The following is a 19,605-nucleotide window of genomic DNA, read 5'->3' as shown; positions in this document are numbered from 1 at the left end:
CTCACAGATGTGCCGGTAGTTCAAATCCGGTTAACAAGCTACGCCGCAGCGGATTCGGACTATGACTGCCGGAGAACAGGTATTGCGCCTGAGAACCCTTATTATCAATCGTCATTTTCAGCTGATCTTCCCCCCCAACAGTCTGCACACGGCACCGATCCAGTAAACGGAATAAAGACCATGGACCACTTTGCTTGGTCAGTAATGATTCCCGACCATTCAGATCCTGCATGACGATACTGGCTTCGCTGTTACCCTGAGTCATCGGCCAGCTCAGATCCATCGGCACGATCGGGCCATGCTGATACACCAGCGATTGGCCGGAATAGGCAAATACCGATTTGAGTGACCCTGGATCCAGTTCCAGCGGCTGAATTTTAAAATTCACACCCGCCTGTCCGTTGGCACCGGTAAAGAATGCTTTCTGGATTTGTGTGGCGCGTTGAAATTGCTGCAGTGTGACCCGGCTGAGACGAATACTCTGCCCGTCGATGGAACGGGATAATAATTCTCCGCTTCTGACCATAAAGAAGGGCTTCAGTGGCCCGGCGACAAACTGATCCAGTACTCCTCCCTTTTTGAAGAACTCATTGAAATCGCCTAAGGTGACGTCTTTCTCGGCATCGACAAACGGATAACGCCCTTTGATGGTGTTCTCATAGGTTGCCAGTACATCAGTCCGGTATTGCATCTGCACATAATCCGCCGCTTTATCCAGCGTCAGACGCCAGGTCAGATCACCGATTTCAGTAAACCAGGAGCGAACCGGCTCAGGCAGTCGTTCTGCCGCAATCCTGATCTGAGTTAACTCGTCAGGCCGACCGGACATGCGGTTACTGGCCATCTGATAGGCGGCAGCATCCATATCCGGCGCATGTGCCAGCCCGGAGAACATGGCCTGAATGGCATTCAGTGCGGTCAGGGCATCCGCCAGCGCCGGTGATGGCGCACCGTTTTCCTGAACCAGCTGATGGAATGGCGCGAACTTCAGCGCCAGCGCCTGCTTGGGCCCTTTACTCTGCGCTTCTTCCAACGCCGACCCGGCTTTGGCAACCAGCGCCTTCGCCAGTTTATTTTTACCCGTCTTTTTCAGTACAGCATCTTCCGCATCATCTGTTACGGACTCCGGCAATTGGAACAGGGTGTTATCCCGAATCAAAGCCAGCATGCGCTGTATCGGCTGGTTATTATTCAGATTGCTCAGGGTATTGCTGGCATCCTGGATATCGCTCATGGCCACCAGTTGCAGTTGACCAATCGCCTCATTCCAGTAACTGATGTAATCCTGAAAATAGAGGTTCTCCACGTCGGCATATACCTTCTGGAACTCTCGCTCACTCATATCATCAGACGTGCCCAGTACCCAGTTATCCCGCATGATATCTTTGATTAAGGAAAGACCTTTACGCAGGAACACATCCTGGTAACCCCGTTGGGTGTAAAGTCCAGGAATGTTGTATTCACCGCCAATGAAGCTGTGATACTGCAATCCCTGCACATCATCAAAATGTACAGCCGGCAGGGTAATGGCTAATGGATCCTCCTTGATCATCCGGTAAACCAGCCTAGCTGGCGACTCCTGCTTCAGCAGGTTTTGAGTATCCTCCACCAGACGATAATCCAGCTCGACCGGCTCAAAACCGATGCTCAGCAGTTTGTCGAAATGATCCTGCAAACTGTTTTGCAACGTTGCCTGCCCGCTATACAGATCCGCCCAGGATAGGCTGATCCAGTGACGCAGGTAGCTTTTATCCAGGCGGGATTTATCATGCAGCATCAGATAGGCCCGCAACGTCTTCATCAGATAATCCCGATCATCGGTGTCGGCCCGCAGTTGTTCTTCCAGTAATTGTTTGACCTGCGGCAGCATGAGTTTGCGGAGTTGCTGTTCATAGGCAGCGCCTACCACCGGATTAATCCGGGTTCCCTGATGCAGGCTCAGCTTATAAATCCAGTCCGCCTGGTTACTTTGCGGATAAACGTCAGTAGCCTGACGCAAGGTATGTAATACCGGCAGAACAGCCGGAGCATCAGCTACCAGCGGGATCTTCTGCTGTTCATTACCCACTTTCACATAGAGATCCCGTAGGGTCTGCTGACGGGTACTGTTGTCATAAAATACCCGCATCCAGGCCGAGCCGAGCCCCAGCACGACAATCAGGGCACTCAGACAGGCAAAACGGTTGGTCCAGCGCATGCCCCGGTCATAACGGGTATCTATCGTCGCCAGATCGCCTTCATTAAAGACGATATCCTCAAGCACCCGGCGAATAAAAAATCCGCGGTTCTGTGCTGCAAACGGCAGCAATTCCCGTTGTAATCCCAGACTGCGACCAATATTGATCGTCTTTTCATTCAATGAGTTATGCACATCAATATGCGGCGCACTGGTCAGGTAGATGCCCCGCAACCGGGTCGGCAGATGATAGCGATTACGCCCGAAAGCGATTTCCACAAATAGCGCCAGCGGTTCAATAATGGCCGCAAATTGCAGCGGGAAACGGATGATGTCACCACGCCGCTTGATATCACGTTCATTGTGGATCCGCGATAACACCATATCATTGATACGGCGGATAAGTTCTTCAAACTCCGTATGCAATACATCTGCCCGGGTACCGTCAGTGTTGTCTTTAAAGGTTATCCCGACGATCTGCTCCCGTTCTTCCTTGGTCAGTTGCTCAAAAAAGGCATTGAACCCTTCCAGATAATCACCTTTGCTCAGCACCAGATAAACTGGGATATCAGAGCAAAGCTGAGACTGGATCTGTTGTACCCGCCCGCGAACTGTCCGGGCATATTGCTCAAGTGTTCCCTCATTCTGGTTTAGCAACTGACCAACATCCAGTGTAAATACGATGCCATTGAGCGGACGGCGCCGGCGTTTCTGATAAAGCATTTGCAGAAATTGCGGCCAGACTTTTGCCGCGACGGAGTGTTCTTCCTGCAGCATATAGCGACCGCTGGCATCAATCATTACGGCCTGATTGGCAAAATACCAGTCACAATAACGGGTATGACCGATATCTTTCGTCATGCGCTCATCAGTTTTATTCAGAGGAAAATCTACTCCCGAATTTTCCAGCAAGGCAGTTTTGCCACTGTTCTGATCGCCCATGAGCAGGTACCAGGGCAGCTCATAACGGGAGGCCCGGCGCTTACCGTAAAAGCTGGAGTGTCTGATCACATGAATGGCCTTAGCCAGACGCTCTTTCAGAATGTGCAGTTCATCGTCAATCTGTTCATCGTTTTCCAATTCGGTTTTTAATTGTTCCGCATTCAGCATTTTCCGGCGACGTCGTTTCTGTAATGGCTGCGCCAGCAACAACGCTACCAGCCAGCAAGCCAGTAACAGGATCACCACCATAATACGGGTATCTAATGGCCCCAAAATGATGCGACCGGCGATGGCAATCAGCGGTCCGACGAAGAACACCAACGCACAAAAGGCTAATGTCAGCAATAACGTCCAGCACCAGGTTTGCTTTAATGTGTGGCCACAGCGGCGAAAGAAATTTCTCATTGTGCGTTATTTCCCTGTTCCTGAGCGGCTTCCTGATACAGCGAGGTCACAACATGTGTTTGCTGATCTAGTACATAATCAAAACCGGCATAGACCAGCCCAAGACAACAGAGCGCCATCATCACGATCAGCCAGACCGGAACATACAACGGCAGTTTCTGCCTGCCCGGTGTGACTGATTGCCAGTTGATCGCAAGATCCTTTTGCTGTTCACCACGTATCATACGGATCTGCTGATATAAGCTGTTGCGGATGGCATCCAGTTCAGACAAGCCCCGTTGCAGCACCCGGTATTTACCTTCATAGCCAAGGCTCAGGCAGACATAAACCAGCTCCAGCACGTTGATATGTCTGGCCGGATTACGGGATAACTTGTCGAGCAATTGGAACAGCTTTTCCCCGCCGCTGGTTTCGTTATGAAAAATGATCAGCAGGCTGTTTTTGGTCCAGTCCAGACGGGCACTCCAGGGTTTTGTGGTAATCGCCTCATCCAGAGCAGTACACAACACATAACGCGATGCGATAATTTCGGTGTTGTCACACCCCTGAGATAACGCCATGAACTCAAAATCTTTAATGCGTTTGACCAGTTCATCTTTCAGGCCGGCCGGCGCGGCGTAACCTTCGGCAGCAACCTCCACAATAGCCTGAAACAAAGGTGATGCAGCCGCCAGCAGCGGATTAATCCCAATGTGCAGGACTTTCTCATCTCTCAGCCGCGCGGCATAAATCATCCGGTCATCCAACTGTTGATAACGCGCCGAGGTATTCGTTTTCGCTTTGGGTAACGGGACGATAATTTCTTCATCATCCGTCTCCCTGTGTCCGAGAAATACAGTATGTTCAGTGTTCGCCATGGCCATGTCAGCTGTTCCTTATCGCCCAGAGATTAAGTTTTAATTCCGGAAATTCACCGGCGACATGCATCGCAAAACCACCGGAGCTTTCCAGCTGAGAGCGCATAGCAGCATCCACTTCCAGCGAGAAATAGAGCTGACGGGCATGAAATGGCAGTTGGCGGGGTGCGGCGGCAAGCGGGCGCAGGCTGATCCCAGGCAGGTGAAGATTGACCATCTGCCGGATTTGCTCAACCGGCCCGACTTTCATCTGTGCCGGTAAACGGACACGCAATTGTTCCTGTTCACAGTCAGCCTGTACCGTCAGAATAAACTGCGCATTCTCAAGTAATGATTTGTCCTGCAGCGGGGAAACCAGGATGCCGTATTTGCGGGTCTGCAGGGGCAGCTCCAGCGCATGTTGTTCAATAACCTGACTGAGATGCTGCCGCAGTTCACCCATAATCCTGCTGAAACAGGCTTGTTGTGCGGCATGGGAGTACGTCAGATCCGTCAGTGGGCGACGACTGTCGCCGCTGAATGATGCCAGTTCGCTGTGCAGCGACGCCATTTCCATGAATACGCGTTCGGGATGGATCTGTCTGAGTTGCAACAGATGGCGCAGCCGTGTTTCGTTTCGGTTGATCAGCGTCAGCATCAGGAAGTCACCGACTTCTGATGTACCAAAACGCCCGGTATTGCGGATCCGCCCAGCCAGTGTTTCACCCCGGTTCGCCAGCATATTAACCAGTTCCCGCAGATAGCTCTGGAACTGGTCGCATTCACCGAAATGCAGATAACTAGGCTGGAACTGCGCATCCAGTGTTACCACCCCGTCGGAACCAACATCCGCGATGCGGCATAACGGCATTTTTATCCAGCTGGCTTCGTCCTGAAGTGCATTGTTATTTTCGCTTTGCCCGACTAACAGGCGAAAATCATGCCGGCAACACAGCACAGCACAGCTGTTTCGTTCACCGTAATTGGTGTCATAAACCAGCTTCTCAAAACTGACGAACGGCGTAATGACCTGCTGTTCATCTGCCAGCCTGTTTTCAACTGTATTACCCGTCACTAACGGCAACGCCAGATACACCACCGCATCGTAGAGATCTTTTTTGACCTCTATGACGGGCTGATCACTTTCACCGATCCTGAACAGCGTTCCATCCGGCAGAATACCTGCGGCATGGGAGATAACGATTTTGCCCATCATCAAATATTGCTGATCAATGGCTATTTCAAAAAAACCCCAATTATTCGGTGTTGCGGTTTGCAGCAAATGCCGGGTTTGCTGCTGATAATACCGATCCTGCTGTTGAAGATGCTGCGGCCGTAGCAGCATCCCTTCCTGCCATACGATTTTGTCCATGTTTATCCCGTGTTATTATTTTTTAAGATCTGGCCCGGTTTACGTATTAACCACAGTTACTTTGCCGGAATGGCGGAAATGACGTTCGTAGCCTGGCTGGTTCCGGTCGCCATGTTATATCCGCTCTGAACCGTCGATGCGTGTTGCTGCACCTGTGCAGAATTGATTGACATACCATCCTTTTTCTTATCGTCATATTTGATATCAGTCAGCGGTCGGATTGCGTCTTTAGTCAGCGCCAGGTGAATATCCGAAAAGTCCTCGGTTTTTGGCTGTATGACATAACGCCAGACGGCTTTATCAATAGTCCGGTATTCGGCAATGACCCCGATAAAACCGGTATCCGGATGCATGCGTAATTTAAATTGCTTACGTTCGCCCGGTCTGATCGGTAATGTTTCCTCTGCCACAAAATCCGGCCCCAGAACACTTTTGGTATTGCCCACCAGCGAGAAATAATCTGCATTTTCAAACGCCGTGTGTGATTTCATTTCCACCAGTTTGACGACCATCGGTGATGGTCTGCTAGCGAGATCCGGATTCAGGTCAGCATCCGCGGTCATCGTCAGATCCAATAACGTCGGATCCGGTGTACTACTGCATGCTCCCAGCAATAAACCCAATGTGGTTATCAACATTATTTTTTTCATTGTCATCACCGTGCGTCGAACTCTGACCAGGCCGCATTAATGTATTGCGCCTGCTCTTCATATACCCGTGCGTAATCTTTAATAAACTGGCTCTGCCGCCACTCCTGATCACCAGACAGTTTCTGATGGTGTAACTGGTATTGTTGCCAGTAATACGCATCCTTATTACTCCACTTCCCTGGTTTACTTGCAGTTTCAAAGCGATAAACCAACTGTGTCGGCGATAGCTGTTCGAATGCAGCATCGAGGAGCGTTCTGCTCGCGGCGAAACTGGCGACCTGATGCGCCTGAATATCCTTTAACGCCATGCGAACTGCCTGCGGACCAGACAAATACCCCATTTGTCCGAGCAACATACAATTCAGCGTCTGCTCATAATTACCGGACAGTTTCAGCGGGTTATTGCCGCTTTCCTGCACCATCGTGCTGCCAAGACGCAGCTTGTTTTTGATATCAGCCCGCGTTCTTAATACCTGCTGTAAGCCCTGTACCGCCTGTCTGGTCAGCGCCCCAAGATTCCGCAACACCGGTTCCAGCTCCTCGTCAGTCAGGCGGGTGAAATCAAAATCCAGCGTCTCACCTAAAATCTGTAACACCTTTTGTGGTACTTCACCGGCATCCGCGATTACTGCCGTTGATTCAATCTGTGGGGGTGTCATCTTCCTGACTTTGGACGGCACAGGCCGAATAGGCACCGGATGAGAGATACCCAGTTCAGCGAGTGCCGACGCTTCTTGTGGCGCAAGCGAAACTGATGTCAATGTGGGGGAAATAAACGGCTCATCCAAATCATCAAACGGATCATTCAAGGCAAAATCATCACTCCAGCCCGCCGTGAACGCCCCCAAATCAAAATCATCTGTTTCTGGCACATCTAACATCGCCAGCGGATCCACCTGCAGAAATTCGTCATCCGGGATCAAGGCAGCAATATTCGCTGCACCACCGACACTTTGGCGTGCGAAATGATCGGCAGCCTGCAACACCCGCGCTTTAAACACAAAATCCCCCATCCGGAAACTATCGCCATGCTCAATCGGGTATTCTTCGTTTTTCTGTAAACGGGCATTTTTATTCACATCGTAGGTACCGTTGGTACTACGATCCGTCAGATAATAAACGCCTCTTTCATAGCTGATTTCGGCATGAACACCGGAAATATGACGGCAGCGATCAGTCAATACCCAGGTCGCCGTTTCCGAGCGGCCAATGGTTCCGCCCACTTGCCGGAATGTCGCCACACTTTTTTGTGCCGCAGATCGCTCAGCCGCGTTCACCAGATCCAGAACCAGTTGCATGACCTACTCCTGTTCATTCTGCTGAGGCTGTTGAGATGCCTGCTGGTTTGGCGCGGTATCACCTAAATAACGATATCCTTCCCGTTTCGTACACGCCGTGGCTAACACACAGGCTAAACATACCGAAATGACAAGACGCATCATGCTCTCCACTCCTGCGAATTGATGTTGTGTTTATTGAGTTTATAAAGCAGAGTGCGGCGCGCGACCCCCAGTGCCATCGCGGTATTTTTCTGATTACCTCGGTGCTTTTTCAGACTGTCGATCAATACCTGCCGCTCATAGCGATCGACCATGTCTTTCAGCATGCCACCGTGTACAGGTGATACTGTCAGCGGAAGGTTGGGAAAATGATGAATTTCAATACTGTCCGTATCATCAGCCAGCAACACCGCCCGCTCGATCATGCTTTTTAATTCACGAACATTGCCGGGAAATTCATATCGTTGTAACGCTTGCTCTGCTGTGGCAGAAAGCCTTAGTTCGGCCCGGTGATCACGCTCTGCCACTTCATCAAGAAATGCCTGCGCTAGTTTTCTGATATCGTCATCGCGCTCACGCAATGGCGGTAATTCGATCGGAAAATGGGCCAGGCGGTAATACAAGTCACTACGGAATTCCCCTTGGGCCACCATCTCTTCCAGATTCCGGTGCGTGGCAGCAATCACCCGGACATTAATCTTGTGATATTGCGTATTCCCCAACGGACGTACTTCCTGTTCCTGCAGTACCCGCAATAATTTCGCCTGTAATGTCAGTGGTAAATCGCCGATTTCATCCAGAAACAAAATGCCATTATGGGCGGCATCAAACATCCCCTGATGATTCCGGTCAGCGCCAGTGAAAGCACCTTTCTTATAGCCAAACAGCTCACTTTCCAACAACCCGTCCGGTAAGCTGGCACAGTTCTGCACGACAAAAGGCTGCGTACGCCGATGTCCATACTCATGAATCGCTCTGGCAACCAGCTCTTTCCCGGTTCCCGTCTCTCCGGTTAACAGGATGTTCGCTTCGCTGTGCAACACTTTAGAAATCAGACGATAAACCTGCTTCATTAATGGGCTGCCGCCAATCAATGCATATGGATTATCCGGCTCCTGCCGCTGAGCGGCTTTCTTTGTTGTAATAGTCATTAGGGGTTATCCGATAATCAGTTCAAAATCACCGTTTTCATCTTGTGTCACCCGGATTTCATGGAGACACTCTTGCTGTATCAGTGCTTTCAGTATCCGGTCTGAAATCGCAGGCAACAGGTGGTTATTCACCAGAAAATCAATATTTCTGGCACCTGTATCGGTACGGGTACAATTGTCGGCAATGGCCGTAACAACCGCCGGTTCAAACGTCAGCGCAATCCCTCTGGACGCAATCCGTTGTGACAGTTTTTCCAGCCGCATGACCACCAATTCGTGCATGACCTCTTTGGCGATGGGCAGGTAAGGGATAATGCTCATGCGGGCCAGCAATGCCGGTTTGAAATGCTTTGCCAGTACAGGACGGATCGCTTCGGTCATCGCTTCTGTGGTCACAGGCTCTTCACTGGCAGCCAGTTTACTGATTTGTTCTGATGCCAGATTAGATGTCATAAATATCAGTGTATTGCGGAAGTTGATGGTTCTGCCTTCACCGTCATTGGCTATCCCTTTATCAAAGATCTGGTAGAACAGGTTCAGAATATCCGGATCCGCCTTTTCCACCTCATCCAGCAAAATGACAGAATAAGGACGCTGACGCACGGACTCAGTCAATACACCACCCTCGCCATATCCGACATAGCCGGGAGGCGAACCAATCAGACGGGAAAGTGCGTGTTTTTCCTGAAATTCAGACATATTGATGGTAGTCAGGAACCGCTCTCCACCATACAGCAAGTCAGCCACGGCTACGGCGGTTTCTGTTTTACCAACCCCGCTTGGCCCAGCAAGTAAAAACACCCCGGTCGGCGCCTGAGGATTCCCCAGACCAGCAGCTGTGGCTTTGACTGCCCGCTCAATTAATGAAACGGCATGTTCCTGGCCGCGAATACGCGCACGCAGCCGATCGGCAAACTCAACTACTCTGGCCGAAGGTGCTTCAATCAGATTTTCAACCGGAATAGCAGTCCAACCTGAGATCACGTCGGCAACCACATGTGGCGTGACTTCATAATGGAGCAGGACACCATATAACTGCTGATGTTCCGTCAGCTTCATCAGCAGCTTGGTAGATGCCTCAGCTACTGATTCATAACTTGGCTCATGTTCCGTCTGCTGGCTGGTATCAGGCTCAATACAAGAAGCAGAAGCCGGTGCAGCCGACCGACGGGCAATTAATTGCCCGGCCAGCACTTGTTGTTCCTGCCAGAGCGCCAGTAACTGGCCATGAGCCTGTTCTAATTGTGGGATAATCTGGGCCAGCTTCGATAGTTCATCTGTGTCAACGGCCTGACCATGTTGCTGATCCCGTAATAAGGCCGACTGCAGACGTTGTTTTTCCGCCAATGATGACGCCAGTATCTGCAATTTCACAGGTGTGGCATGCTGACTGTTTTTCACACGGGCACAGGCTGTATCCAGCAGATCGATAGCTTTATCCGGCAGCTGACGGCCTGATAAGTAACGAGCCGACAATTCTGCGGCTGCCACTACAGCATCATCACGCAGATACACTCCGTGCGCCATTTCATAACGGGAAACCAGACCCCGTAAGATAGTCACCGCCTGCTCGACGGTCGGCTCCAGCACCTGAATAGGCTGAAAGCGACGAGCCAGTGCGGGATCTTTTTCAAAATATTTTTTATATTCACTCCTGGTGGTCGCTGCCAGCGTGCGTAATTCTCCCCGAGCCAAAGCTGGCTTGAGCAGATTGGCCGCATCACCGCCGCCAGCTTGTCCACCGGCACCGATCAGGGTATGAGCCTCATCGATAAATAAAACAATCGGCTTCGGAGAGGCGATCACCTCATCGATCACAGCCTTCAGACGGCGCTCGAACTCCCCTTTCACACTGGCCCCAGCCTGCAGCAGTCCCATATCCAGCTCCAGCAGCTCAATGCCCGCCAGCGCCGGTGGCACCAGGCCAGCCACAATCTGCTGAGCCAGACCTTCAACTACCGCAGTCTTGCCCACTCCCGCCTCACCAACCAGAATGGGATTATTTTTCCGGCGACGGGAAAGAACATCGATCGCCTGCCGGATCTCTTCATCACGGCACAACACCGGATCCAGCTTTCCGTTTCTGGCCAGTTCTGTATAGTTTTTCGTGTATTGCTTTAAGACAGAGTCAGCGCCGTTCTTTGGCAAGCCGGACAACGCTTCTGCCTGCAGGCCATCCAGCAACGCCATCAGCTGTTCACGGGGAATATCAGAAAAGAATTGTCCGTAACAGGTACGCGCATATTTTTCAGGATGATCTACAATGGCCAGGATCAATGCGATACAGGAAACCGATGCTTGCTGCAGCTGTAATTTGACAATGAAATAGGCCTCTTCCAGCCAGCTCACCAGCGTCGAAGAAAAGACCGGATTACGGCTTTCCTTTTTGAAACGTTCAACCGATTTCAGCAATGCGGTCCGCAACATCTCTGCATTCAGAGAAAACTGCAGAAAGACCTGGTTGAGAAAGCTATCCGGTTTATCCAGCAAAGCCAGTAAATAATCCTCGACCAGAATTTCACTGCCCGCCCGCCCAACACAATAATTAGCAGCTTGTTCCAGCGCTTGTTTTTCTGACGAAGCCAGAGCATCGATCAGCTCGTCTAACTTAATGGTTATCATTGATATTTCCCGCGACTGTAATGGTGCCGTCGGCAGCCTCCAGACCAAACCAGGAGGTCCAGCCCAACCGGCATTTATTATTGGAAAGCATCATGGGCTGCGATGACCGTGCCGGCATCGACAAACTGATGTCATATTCCAGAGGTTCCCGTAGGATGAATCCCACCAGCTCACGCAATACGGCATAGCCTTCGCCGATAGGAAGAAAATAGTGAAAGGTATCCCAGTCCAGCTCCCGGATATGGATACGAAATGTAGTACGCCGATCCGCTATGCTGTCGCCCAGCACCAGACTCTGGCTCAAGCGATGATTGGCTTTACCCAACTGATTCCGTTGCTGCACCGGGATCTGAACCTGACGCAATACACACTGTTCAATAAACAACGCTTTGTGATTGAAGTAATACCTCAGCACCGCTTCCAGTAGCGCCGCCGATTGCACTTTAATACTCAGTAGACCGAGGTAGGGCAGCAGCTTGGGCCATTGAATCCGGCTGCTGTGACGCAGTTCCGGATAACCCAAACCAATCAGTGCAAACATCCGCGCGGAAAATGCGTCATTCGCAGACGATGTAAACTGCATGTAGTAGCGGTATTTTTTCCAGATCGGATAAATCAGTGCCTGCAGCCTCTGATTGAACAAATCCAGAAAATCACGAACCCGCTTACCCTGCTCATCATCACAGGCAATCGATTCATAATAATGGGCAGGCAATGGCGAACCGGCACCAAACAAATTGATGCTGTTAATGACAAACTTTGCTCTGACAACGTTGTCTTCCAGATAAAAATAAGCTTCTTCAATATCGGTTTTCGGAAATGCCAGAGAGGTATTCCCAACGAAAGCAATAAGCTTATAAGCCTGAATATCATCCATCTGATTAATCTGTGCCAGCCATTTACAGCACAAATCAATCGCCTGAAATAAACTGTAACTTCTGACTGAGCCAACGAAGGGCCCGGCCATCAGTTCAGCACTTGCTGACCCATGCGCGGTACCCATGTGTAAATCGCTCCGTCACTGCTTTTCACCTGTAACTGATGAAACGTATTAAGACTGGTAAAACTGCAGAAAAACTCATTCAGAATCGCTGCAAACAAAAACATATCGCCTTCACACAGGAAGTGAGACACATCCATCTCAATTTCAGTGCACATCCCCCGGACAGGTAATCCATGCCAGATACGATCACTGGCCTTCTGGGTAATACCCCGGATCCCTTCCAGCATTTTCCGGGTGCGGCGCGCCTGCTTGTCGTCATAGATGCCCGGGAAGTCATACGTTTCCAGCACCACACGCAAAGCCTGAACATCTGCCAGCGATTGATAGTTCAGAGACATATTTGAGATAATGCGCCACAGCGTATCGCCTGACATCGGTGGAGGGTACGTGACTGATAATCCTGTGATATTGCGGAAGCTGGCATATTGCGGCATGCCATCGCCAGCAACACACAAATCACCCGGCGTTATATGCTGAGCCAGCGTATGATCACAGCATGTCAGTTCGACAGAGATCGTCTCCGCTATCTGTCCGCCCAATTGGGTATTATTAAAACTCAGCCAAGTTTCGGAGCCATGATGCCCGATCCCGGGTTTATAACGGACACGATAGTACGCATGACCGTCTTCATCAGCGTAGTTACGGAAACTTTCAAATTGAGTGAATTCCCGCATGCCGATATCACCCGGCAACCACCCCGTCACGCTATCTACAGACACTATGTTTGATGTTTCCAGTCCATTCTCCGCCGGAATAACTTTATATTCCGTCTGGCGCTGATCGTAACGAACTGGGATCGCATGCGTTTTAAAGACATTAGCCACTGGCGAACAATGCAGATGCACATTTTCTTTCTTCGGCTGAAAATGCAGCATAGGCGTACGGGATAATTCAAATTCCAGTGCAATACTGCATGCCTGTTCTTTATGCTGAGCATGCTGCAACACTGCCAGACCATCGATGTCCACAAAAAGAAATTTCTGCGGGAAACAGAAATATTCCTGCAGCAATACATAGCCATCAAAGCAGTTGAGCGGATAATCCAGCAAGCGTTCATGTTTACCGAAACCGACTGCACGGATCTCGTTCGCATCCAGAGCAAACCGCTCCAGCGTTTGCCCGAGCTCATCTTTTAGCAGTAATGCCGCACGCTGCGTCAGTTGCAATAAGCTGAAATACAATGAAGTGGAAATCGCCCGTTCACCGGAAAAATGCAGACGCAATGATGAAAGGGACAGCTCGGCAATCATGACATCCGCTATCGGCAACAGCTGGATCTGTATCATGCCCGCATCACCTTGCGGATAGAAATTCACATCCTGTATCTGCAAAGGCTGCAAAGTAGTATCAAAACATGTCAGGAATTTCCCGTTCACTGATTTTCCTGGCATAGCAGAAAGACCGGCATCTTTGGGCACGACCGGCGTTTGATTGGCCTGATATACCGGCTCAAACTCCAGCATACTGAAACTGGGGATCGGCCGCAGGTAATTTGGCCACAACAACTGCAGCAATGAATGGCTCAGCTCTGGTAATTCGTCATCTATTTTTTGCCGCAGACGACCAGAGATAAACGCAAAGCCTTCAAATAAACGTTCAACATCGGGATCCCGGCCATCCTGACTGAGAAAAGGCGCCAGTGCAGGATTCCTCTGGGAAAAATCCTGCCCCAGTTCTTTTAGTGCCAGTAACTCATTCTGGAAATATTGGTTAAACGACACGCTGTAACCTCAGTTCAGAACCACCACAAACATCAACGCCAACCGCCAGCGCCCCAATAAATCCATCTTTCTGCATCGTTCCTGTTATGCGGAATTTCAGCGCAAGAGGATTCGCTGCATCGGGCGCATGCGCCACCCTGACATTCGTCAATCTTGGTTCATAACAGTTGATAGCCCATTCCACATGACGACGGATACGGTTAATCGAGTCATAGATACTGGCATTTGCATCATTCAAATCCGGCAATCCGTATTCAGGTAAGCAATGCACCGTGCCCTGCCGGGTTTGCAGTAATTTATTCAAATGATTCAGTATGGAAGCAGCCAGACTCTCCTCGGTCAGCCGCTTATCGCGGCCGACCGTTTCGCCGTTCAGTCGTTCAAACAGACTGCCATAGCCCACTCTTATTCCTTATCGAGCTTGCCGACGAGAGAAAGAGTGAAATCGGCACCCATGAATTTGAAATGTGGACGGACTGCGATACCAACGCGGTACCAGCCTGGCTCACCATCCACATCTTCTACGGTGATCTGTGCGGCCCGCAGCGGACGACGACTACGTACCTCTGCCGGAGGGTTTTCCTGATCGGCAATGTATTGTCGCAGCCACTTATTCAGCTCGGTTTCCAGCTGAGTGCGTTCTTTCCATGAGCCAATCTGTTCACGTTGCAGAACCTTGATGTAATGAGCCAAACGGCAAACCACAAACATATAAGGCAACTGAGTACTGAGCTTGTAGTTCAATTCTGCTTTTTTACCCTCTTCGCTGTTACCAAAGAATTTTGGTTTTTGCGCTGAGTTAGCCGAGAAAAATGCTGCATTATCAGAGCCTTTACGCATCGTTAGCGAAATGAACCCTTGTTCTGCCAATTGATATTCACGACGATCTGAAACCAGTACTTCCGTAGGGATCTTGGTTTCAATTTCCCCCATGCTCTCGAAATGATGCAATGGAAGATCATTCACCGCACCACCGGAACGAGGGCCAATGATATTCGGACACCAGCGATATTTGGCAAAACTCTCAGTCAGGCGGGTGGCAAAAGCATACGCAGAATTACCCCACAGATAGTGCTCATGCGTTACAGAAACATCTTCGTTATAAACGAAAGTTTTTACCGGGTTATCTTCCGGGCTGTACGGTTGACGCAACAGGAAACGAGGTAAAGTCAGGCCAACATAACGACTGTCTTCCGTTTCGCGGAAGCTTTGCCATTTCGTGTATTGAGGGCCATCAAAATGATCGTTCAGATCCTTAATATTCGGCAACCCTTCAAAACTTTCCAGTCCGAAGAATTTAGGTCCGGCAGCTGAAATAAAAGGCGCATGCGCCATAGCTGCGACTGAGGATGCATATTGCAGCGTTTTCACATCGGGCGCAGACGGACCGAATGCATAGTTCGCAATGATCGCACCAACAGGCTCGCCACCAAACTGCCCATATTCGGAGGTATACATATGCTTATATAAACCAGAATGTGTAATATCTGCCGCATCTTCGAAATCATCCAACAGATCTTCTTTGGATATGTTCAGCACTTCCAGCTTAATGTTCTGATCGAAATCCGTGCGATCAACCACCATTTTCAGACCACGCCAGGCCGACTCTATTTGCTGAAAACGGGCATCATGCAAAATCGCATCAACCTGACGACTTAACTTTTCATCAATCGCGGCAATCATTTTATCGACCAGCGCTTTTTTAACCGGCTCGCCCGATGATTTACTTTTCAATAGCTCCTCAATAAACGCACTGACACCACGTTTAGCAATGTCATACGCTTCATCCTGAGGTGTCAGTTTGGTTTCTGCGATAATGCGATCTAAAATATTCACAGGCTCCAGCGTCGCGACAGCCTGTTCATTTGCTCGTTTTTTCATATCCCGTACCCTTTATTTTTATTCTTTCATGCCAAGCTCAGCCAATACCTTTTCTCTGGCATTCTGATCGGTCAGCACTTCTTCAATTGCTTTACGGAAAGAGGGAACATTCCCCAACGGTCCTTTCAATGCCACCAAGGCATCACGGAGCTCCATCAATGCCTTCATTTCCGGCACTTGTTGCACCAGACTGGCAGGATCAAAATCCTTCATCGTCTTGAATTGCAGATTCACAGCTAATTCATCATCTGTAGCGTTATCTCTGAGACGATTAGGAACTTGCAGCGTTAACCCCAAGTCATGATTTTCCAGAACCTCATTGAAGTTATTTTTATTAATGTTAATCGCTTTGCGATCTTCGAGTTTCTGTTCATCCTGAACTAAGGTGTAATCACCAATCATCATCAGTTTTAGAGGTAATTCCAGTTCTTCCATTCCTTCACCGGTGGAAGGTTTGAACGTAACATTAATGCGCTCCTTCGGTGCCACAGAGCCTTCTTTTCCCGCCATTTCTTGCTCCTGATTAAAATGCGATGGATATATCCATGCGATAAAGATTTGTTTTTATTTCGTTGATTTTGTCCTGATGCTGCTTGGCATTTGTTTTTTCCAAACTGGTGTGCCACAGCAATAAAACCTCTTTAACCAACAAAGGTTCCCAGTACTGAAGGCGATACTGTGCAATGGATTGATAAAGCTCATCAAGAATCAGCACAGCTAAATCATGACGTTGGTATTGTTGACAAAATTTAGCCAAAGAAAGCTGCCACATAGCTTTGTCACGACCAGACTCTGCGGCATTCGCCAGTATTTGCAAAGCCCGCATTTCTTGCTTCAGGCACGAACTGTCACGTCTGGCATTTTCCTGAGCAGACGTTAATGCCGCCAGCCACGGCTGGTCTTCTGATGTGTGATGGGTGAATGAAATATGATCAGCATCCAGCTCGGCCGAAGAGTTGGATAACCACCCTTTCGTAGATTCAGAAGCAAACGGTGAGCCATCATCAAAATGTAAATCAATTAACGATGGAAATTTATTCAGAAAAGAGCACAAATAATTCCGCAAATGAGTAGCCATTTCACAATGCCCTAACCCTTCAAGGGCCTGTGCGCACCAATGATGTCCATCAAGCCAGAAAGGCGCTTTAGACAAGCTGATTTCCAGCTCAGGAATCAACGACGAGTATTCTCTTGCCGCCAGTCTTTGCTGGTACTCCTGCAATTTATTGGTAGTTACTGGTTTTAACTTTGTTACGCCTTGGGCATCTGCAATCGGAGCGGACACTATTTGTAACCAAGCAGAACTGCGGGTTAATAAATAAGCTCTTGGATCTGCGATATCTTTGGTCAGAAACCAGCTGATTAATACCCGAGATTGTTCCTGCAGATAACGGGCAATCCTAACTCCTTCGCCCTCTTCTGCAATCGTGGTTGTCGTGGGTACAATAGAGCTAATAGTTACAGATGAACTGACTACCGCGGAATTAATAACTGTAGCAGTATCAGCTACATATTGTTGCTGTCTCCGATGCCGGATATCACGTAGTTGCTGAAGTTTAGGTTGCAGAAAAGGGGCATCATCTCCAAATTTCTCCCCTAGAATCTCAATGCATGATTCAAACGATGCAATAAGAGAGCCCAGAGATTCTATAGATAGGTTTTCAGCGTATTCTTTTTCGTTATAATCAATCCGTTCAAATAGCCAGTTTAGTATGGCTAACCGAGCCCGAGTTTTTTGTGGGAAACACGAATCCCAATATCGCTTTATAAATTCTTGTAAAAGAATAAATATTTCTGATAACTGTTCACAACCATCATTTTTAAAAACTGAAAAGGAAAACCAGCAAAGAACTCGTAAATCTTTACTGTGATTCACTAAAATGTTATATCCCAAATATCTGACATTCTTCCAGTCTGTTTTTTGATCTCTGTGAATGCTGGTCAGCTTTGATATTTCATTTTCGATTTCCTCAAATTCAGCATCATATCGAATATCTTCTCCTTCAGGATTTTCGAACCCAATAACAGGAGCAACAATATTATCAATAACACCAAAATCCGTTAATTTCATCTTATTTAAAATCCAAAAAATCCATGCGCAAGAATGGTAAATAAGAAACAATTTTTGCTCAACATAACGAACGGGAAATTAACTATCTTTTTATAATTTCTGTCAGAAATAGCAGAATAAAAACAAATGAATGTAAACATTCAAATAAATATAAAACTGTAATATTTTACAGAAAAAACATTAAACTTAATGAAACTGTCAACCTTGTCAGACGCTGAATTCCGATGCATAAAATGCAGCCCATGTGCTATGCTTTGAGCGTTTATCTACAAGGAAGCGTGAACCATGTTGCAAGTTAATGAATATTTCTCAGGTAATGTAAAATCAATCGGTTTTGATAATGCTGATCAACGGGCTACTGTGGGTGTGATGGCTCCGGGAGAGTACGAATTTGGTACTGGTGCACCAGAGTTAATGGTTGTAATCCGAGGAGCATTGACAGTTCTGCTTCCAGGCGCAACAGAATGGCAAACTTTTACCGCAGGTCAGGAATTTAACGTACCAGGTAATAGCAAGTTTCAACTGAAGGTTGAGACAGATACAGCCTATCTGTGTGAATTTAAATAATCAAATTGTGTTATTTCATGGCCAGACTAGAGGTCTGGTCATATGGTTATCATGAATAAAGAGCCTGCTTAATGAACACAAAATTTAATTGATCAAAAAACTGTGTAACGTTATGAGCTCCCAGTTTTCTGTATAGAACCCAATCATTTTCGACACAATCATCTCTGCACAAAAAACACACCATCACCTATTAATTTATTGATTTTTATATATTTATCTTTGATTTAACCTAATGCTCAACTGCAACGATAACGATCTTGTAGTGGAATATCATAAATTAAAGCGTATTCTTATAAAGTTAATAGTTCACTGCCCACCAACAGTAGCTCTATGTTTTTTATTCCTGATTTAGGAAACAGAAATGACTCCCGCTATACGATATTTAAAACATATAGGCTCAGAGTTCAAAGTGCATACATATGAATGTAATGTGAATGATGACTTCGGCAAGCACTGTGCCCAGCAATTAGGCATGGATGAGGAAAAAGTCTTTAAAACTTTGTTACTTCAACATGAAAAACATGCAATAACAGCCATTATACCGGTAAATATGCGACTAAGTCTGAAAGCTTCGGCTAGAGCAGCACATCTGAAACAATTAGCCATGATGTTACCAACTGAAGCAGAACGAGTGACTGGATATAAAGTAGGAGGTATTAGCCCGTTTGCACAAAAAAGAATATTACCCACATTACTTGATGAAAGTGCGTTATATCTTGATTCGATCTTAGTCAGTGGAGGCAAACGAGGCATATCAATAGAAATAAAGCCGCTAGAGTTAGTTCGGCTATTGAATGCCACTGTATCTGATATTGGTGAAAAAAGGCTCTAGGCAGATCGCCACGAAAAGCAACCCAGGCAGACAGCACAGCTGAAAATATATTCGTACGTTGTTACTTTATTTTTACCAAAACAAAAACCCCGCTAG

The 19,605-nt window shown here is 48.2% G+C and carries 16 protein-coding genes; 2 read left to right on the top strand and 14 right to left on the bottom strand.

Translation table 11 applies throughout. The annotated features are described in order from the left end of the window. Nucleotide 1: 1 nt before the first annotated feature. Genes tssM through tssA form a run of 14 tightly spaced genes read right to left on the bottom strand, consistent with a single transcriptional unit; the run spans nucleotide 2 to nucleotide 18,110 of the window. Nucleotides 2-3,523 (bottom strand): type VI secretion system membrane subunit TssM, encoded by a 3,522-nt coding sequence (tssM, locus tag HNR75_RS13585; protein ID WP_188027529.1) that lies wholly within the window; start codon nucleotides 3,521-3,523, stop codon nucleotides 2-4. Continuing rightward, entirely contained in the window at nucleotides 3,520-4,386 is an 867-nt protein-coding gene (gene icmH / locus HNR75_RS13580; protein ID WP_188027528.1) for a type IVB secretion system protein IcmH/DotU, read from the bottom strand. Before icmH ends, tssM begins: the two co-directional genes overlap by 4 nt. 1 nt (nucleotide 4,387) lies before the next feature. Continuing rightward, nucleotides 4,388-5,731: a type VI secretion system baseplate subunit TssK gene (tssK, locus tag HNR75_RS13575; protein WP_188027527.1), complete on the bottom strand. Its 1,344-nt coding sequence runs from the start codon at nucleotides 5,729-5,731 to the stop codon at nucleotides 4,388-4,390. A 56-nt stretch (nucleotides 5,732-5,787) separates the two neighbouring features. Further along, a complete protein-coding gene (gene tssJ, locus HNR75_RS13570) occupies nucleotides 5,788-6,381 on the bottom strand; it encodes a type VI secretion system lipoprotein TssJ (RefSeq protein ID WP_188027526.1) in 594 nt (197 codons plus the stop codon). A gap of 5 nt (nucleotides 6,382-6,386) precedes the next feature. Next, complete coding sequence (tagH, locus tag HNR75_RS13565; RefSeq protein WP_188027525.1) at nucleotides 6,387-7,679, bottom strand: type VI secretion system-associated FHA domain protein TagH; 1,293 nt, start codon at nucleotides 7,677-7,679, stop codon at nucleotides 6,387-6,389. 3 nt (nucleotides 7,680-7,682) lie between these two features. Next, nucleotides 7,683-7,823 (bottom strand): hypothetical protein, encoded by a 141-nt coding sequence (locus HNR75_RS13560; protein ID WP_188027524.1) that lies wholly within the window; start codon nucleotides 7,821-7,823, stop codon nucleotides 7,683-7,685. Beyond that, on the bottom strand, nucleotides 7,820-8,812 hold the full coding sequence (locus HNR75_RS13555) for a sigma-54 interaction domain-containing protein (protein WP_188027523.1): 993 nt from the start codon (nucleotides 8,810-8,812) through the stop codon (nucleotides 7,820-7,822). Before HNR75_RS13555 ends, HNR75_RS13560 begins: the two co-directional genes overlap by 4 nt. A 6-nt stretch (nucleotides 8,813-8,818) precedes the next feature. Continuing rightward, nucleotides 8,819-11,434: a type VI secretion system ATPase TssH gene (tssH, locus tag HNR75_RS13550; RefSeq protein WP_188027522.1), complete on the bottom strand. Its 2,616-nt coding sequence runs from the start codon at nucleotides 11,432-11,434 to the stop codon at nucleotides 8,819-8,821. Next, complete coding sequence (gene tssG / locus HNR75_RS13545) at nucleotides 11,421-12,437, bottom strand: type VI secretion system baseplate subunit TssG (RefSeq protein WP_188027521.1); 1,017 nt, start codon at nucleotides 12,435-12,437, stop codon at nucleotides 11,421-11,423. Before tssG ends, tssH begins: the two co-directional genes overlap by 14 nt. Beyond that, nucleotides 12,401-14,158, bottom strand: coding sequence for a type VI secretion system baseplate subunit TssF (tssF, locus tag HNR75_RS13540; RefSeq protein ID WP_188027520.1), 1,758 nt, complete (start codon nucleotides 14,156-14,158; stop codon nucleotides 12,401-12,403). The genes tssG and tssF overlap by 37 nt, the downstream gene beginning before the upstream one ends. After that, complete coding sequence (gene tssE / locus HNR75_RS13535; RefSeq protein WP_188027519.1) at nucleotides 14,148-14,561, bottom strand: type VI secretion system baseplate subunit TssE; 414 nt, start codon at nucleotides 14,559-14,561, stop codon at nucleotides 14,148-14,150. The genes tssF and tssE overlap by 11 nt, the downstream gene beginning before the upstream one ends. A 2-nt stretch (nucleotides 14,562-14,563) precedes the next feature. Further along, nucleotides 14,564-16,039: a type VI secretion system contractile sheath large subunit gene (gene tssC, locus HNR75_RS13530; RefSeq protein ID WP_188027518.1), complete on the bottom strand. Its 1,476-nt coding sequence runs from the start codon at nucleotides 16,037-16,039 to the stop codon at nucleotides 14,564-14,566. A gap of 18 nt (nucleotides 16,040-16,057) precedes the next feature. Beyond that, nucleotides 16,058-16,549 (bottom strand): type VI secretion system contractile sheath small subunit, encoded by a 492-nt coding sequence (gene tssB, locus HNR75_RS13525; protein WP_188027517.1) that lies wholly within the window; start codon nucleotides 16,547-16,549, stop codon nucleotides 16,058-16,060. Between the two features lie 13 nt (nucleotides 16,550-16,562). After that, complete coding sequence (tssA, locus tag HNR75_RS13520; RefSeq protein WP_188027516.1) at nucleotides 16,563-18,110, bottom strand: type VI secretion system protein TssA; 1,548 nt, start codon at nucleotides 18,108-18,110, stop codon at nucleotides 16,563-16,565. A 285-nt stretch (nucleotides 18,111-18,395) separates the two neighbouring features. Here tssA and ppnP point away from each other — a divergent pair, with 285 nt between their 5' ends. Further along, nucleotides 18,396-18,677: a pyrimidine/purine nucleoside phosphorylase gene (gene ppnP / locus HNR75_RS13515; RefSeq protein WP_188027515.1), complete on the top strand. Its 282-nt coding sequence runs from the start codon at nucleotides 18,396-18,398 to the stop codon at nucleotides 18,675-18,677. A 361-nt stretch (nucleotides 18,678-19,038) separates the two neighbouring features. Continuing rightward, nucleotides 19,039-19,509, top strand: a complete 471-nt coding sequence (ybaK, locus tag HNR75_RS13510) for a Cys-tRNA(Pro) deacylase (RefSeq protein WP_188027514.1) — start codon at nucleotides 19,039-19,041, stop codon at nucleotides 19,507-19,509. Nucleotides 19,510-19,605: the final 96 nt, after the last annotated feature.

The sequence above is a fragment of the Tolumonas osonensis genome (assembly GCF_014202415.1).
GTDB classification, from domain to species: domain Bacteria; phylum Pseudomonadota; class Gammaproteobacteria; order Enterobacterales; family Aeromonadaceae; genus Tolumonas; species Tolumonas osonensis.
The sequence above is the reverse complement of the archived record's forward strand: the minus strand, read 5'-3'. Positions and strand labels throughout refer to the sequence as shown.

Bases quoted from the DNA above. Each gene is read 5' to 3' on its own strand.
- icmH (WP_188027528.1), bottom strand. From the start codon at position 4,386: ATGGCCATGGCGAACACTGAACATACTGTATTTCTCGGACACAGGGAG.
- tagH (WP_188027525.1), bottom strand. From the start codon at position 7,679: ATGCAACTGGTTCTGGATCTGGTGAACGCGGCTGAGCGATCTGCGGCA.
- ppnP (WP_188027515.1), top strand. From the start codon at position 18,396: ATGTTGCAAGTTAATGAATATTTCTCAGGTAATGTAAAATCAATCGGT.
- tssM (WP_188027529.1), bottom strand. From the start codon at position 3,523: ATGAGAAATTTCTTTCGCCGCTGTGGCCACACATTAAAGCAAACCTGG.
- tssK (WP_188027527.1), bottom strand. From the start codon at position 5,731: ATGGACAAAATCGTATGGCAGGAAGGGATGCTGCTACGGCCGCAGCAT.
- tssH (WP_188027522.1), bottom strand. From the start codon at position 11,434: ATGATAACCATTAAGTTAGACGAGCTGATCGATGCTCTGGCTTCGTCA.
- tssG (WP_188027521.1), bottom strand. From the start codon at position 12,437: ATGGGTACCGCGCATGGGTCAGCAAGTGCTGAACTGATGGCCGGGCCC.
- tssJ (WP_188027526.1), bottom strand. From the start codon at position 6,381: ATGAAAAAAATAATGTTGATAACCACATTGGGTTTATTGCTGGGAGCA.
- tssB (WP_188027517.1), bottom strand. From the start codon at position 16,549: ATGGCGGGAAAAGAAGGCTCTGTGGCACCGAAGGAGCGCATTAATGTT.
- tssC (WP_188027518.1), bottom strand. From the start codon at position 16,039: ATGAAAAAACGAGCAAATGAACAGGCTGTCGCGACGCTGGAGCCTGTG.
- ybaK (WP_188027514.1), top strand. From the start codon at position 19,039: ATGACTCCCGCTATACGATATTTAAAACATATAGGCTCAGAGTTCAAA.
- HNR75_RS13560 (WP_188027524.1), bottom strand. From the start codon at position 7,823: ATGATGCGTCTTGTCATTTCGGTATGTTTAGCCTGTGTGTTAGCCACG.
- HNR75_RS13555 (WP_188027523.1), bottom strand. From the start codon at position 8,812: ATGACTATTACAACAAAGAAAGCCGCTCAGCGGCAGGAGCCGGATAAT.
- tssA (WP_188027516.1), bottom strand. From the start codon at position 18,110: ATGAAATTAACGGATTTTGGTGTTATTGATAATATTGTTGCTCCTGTT.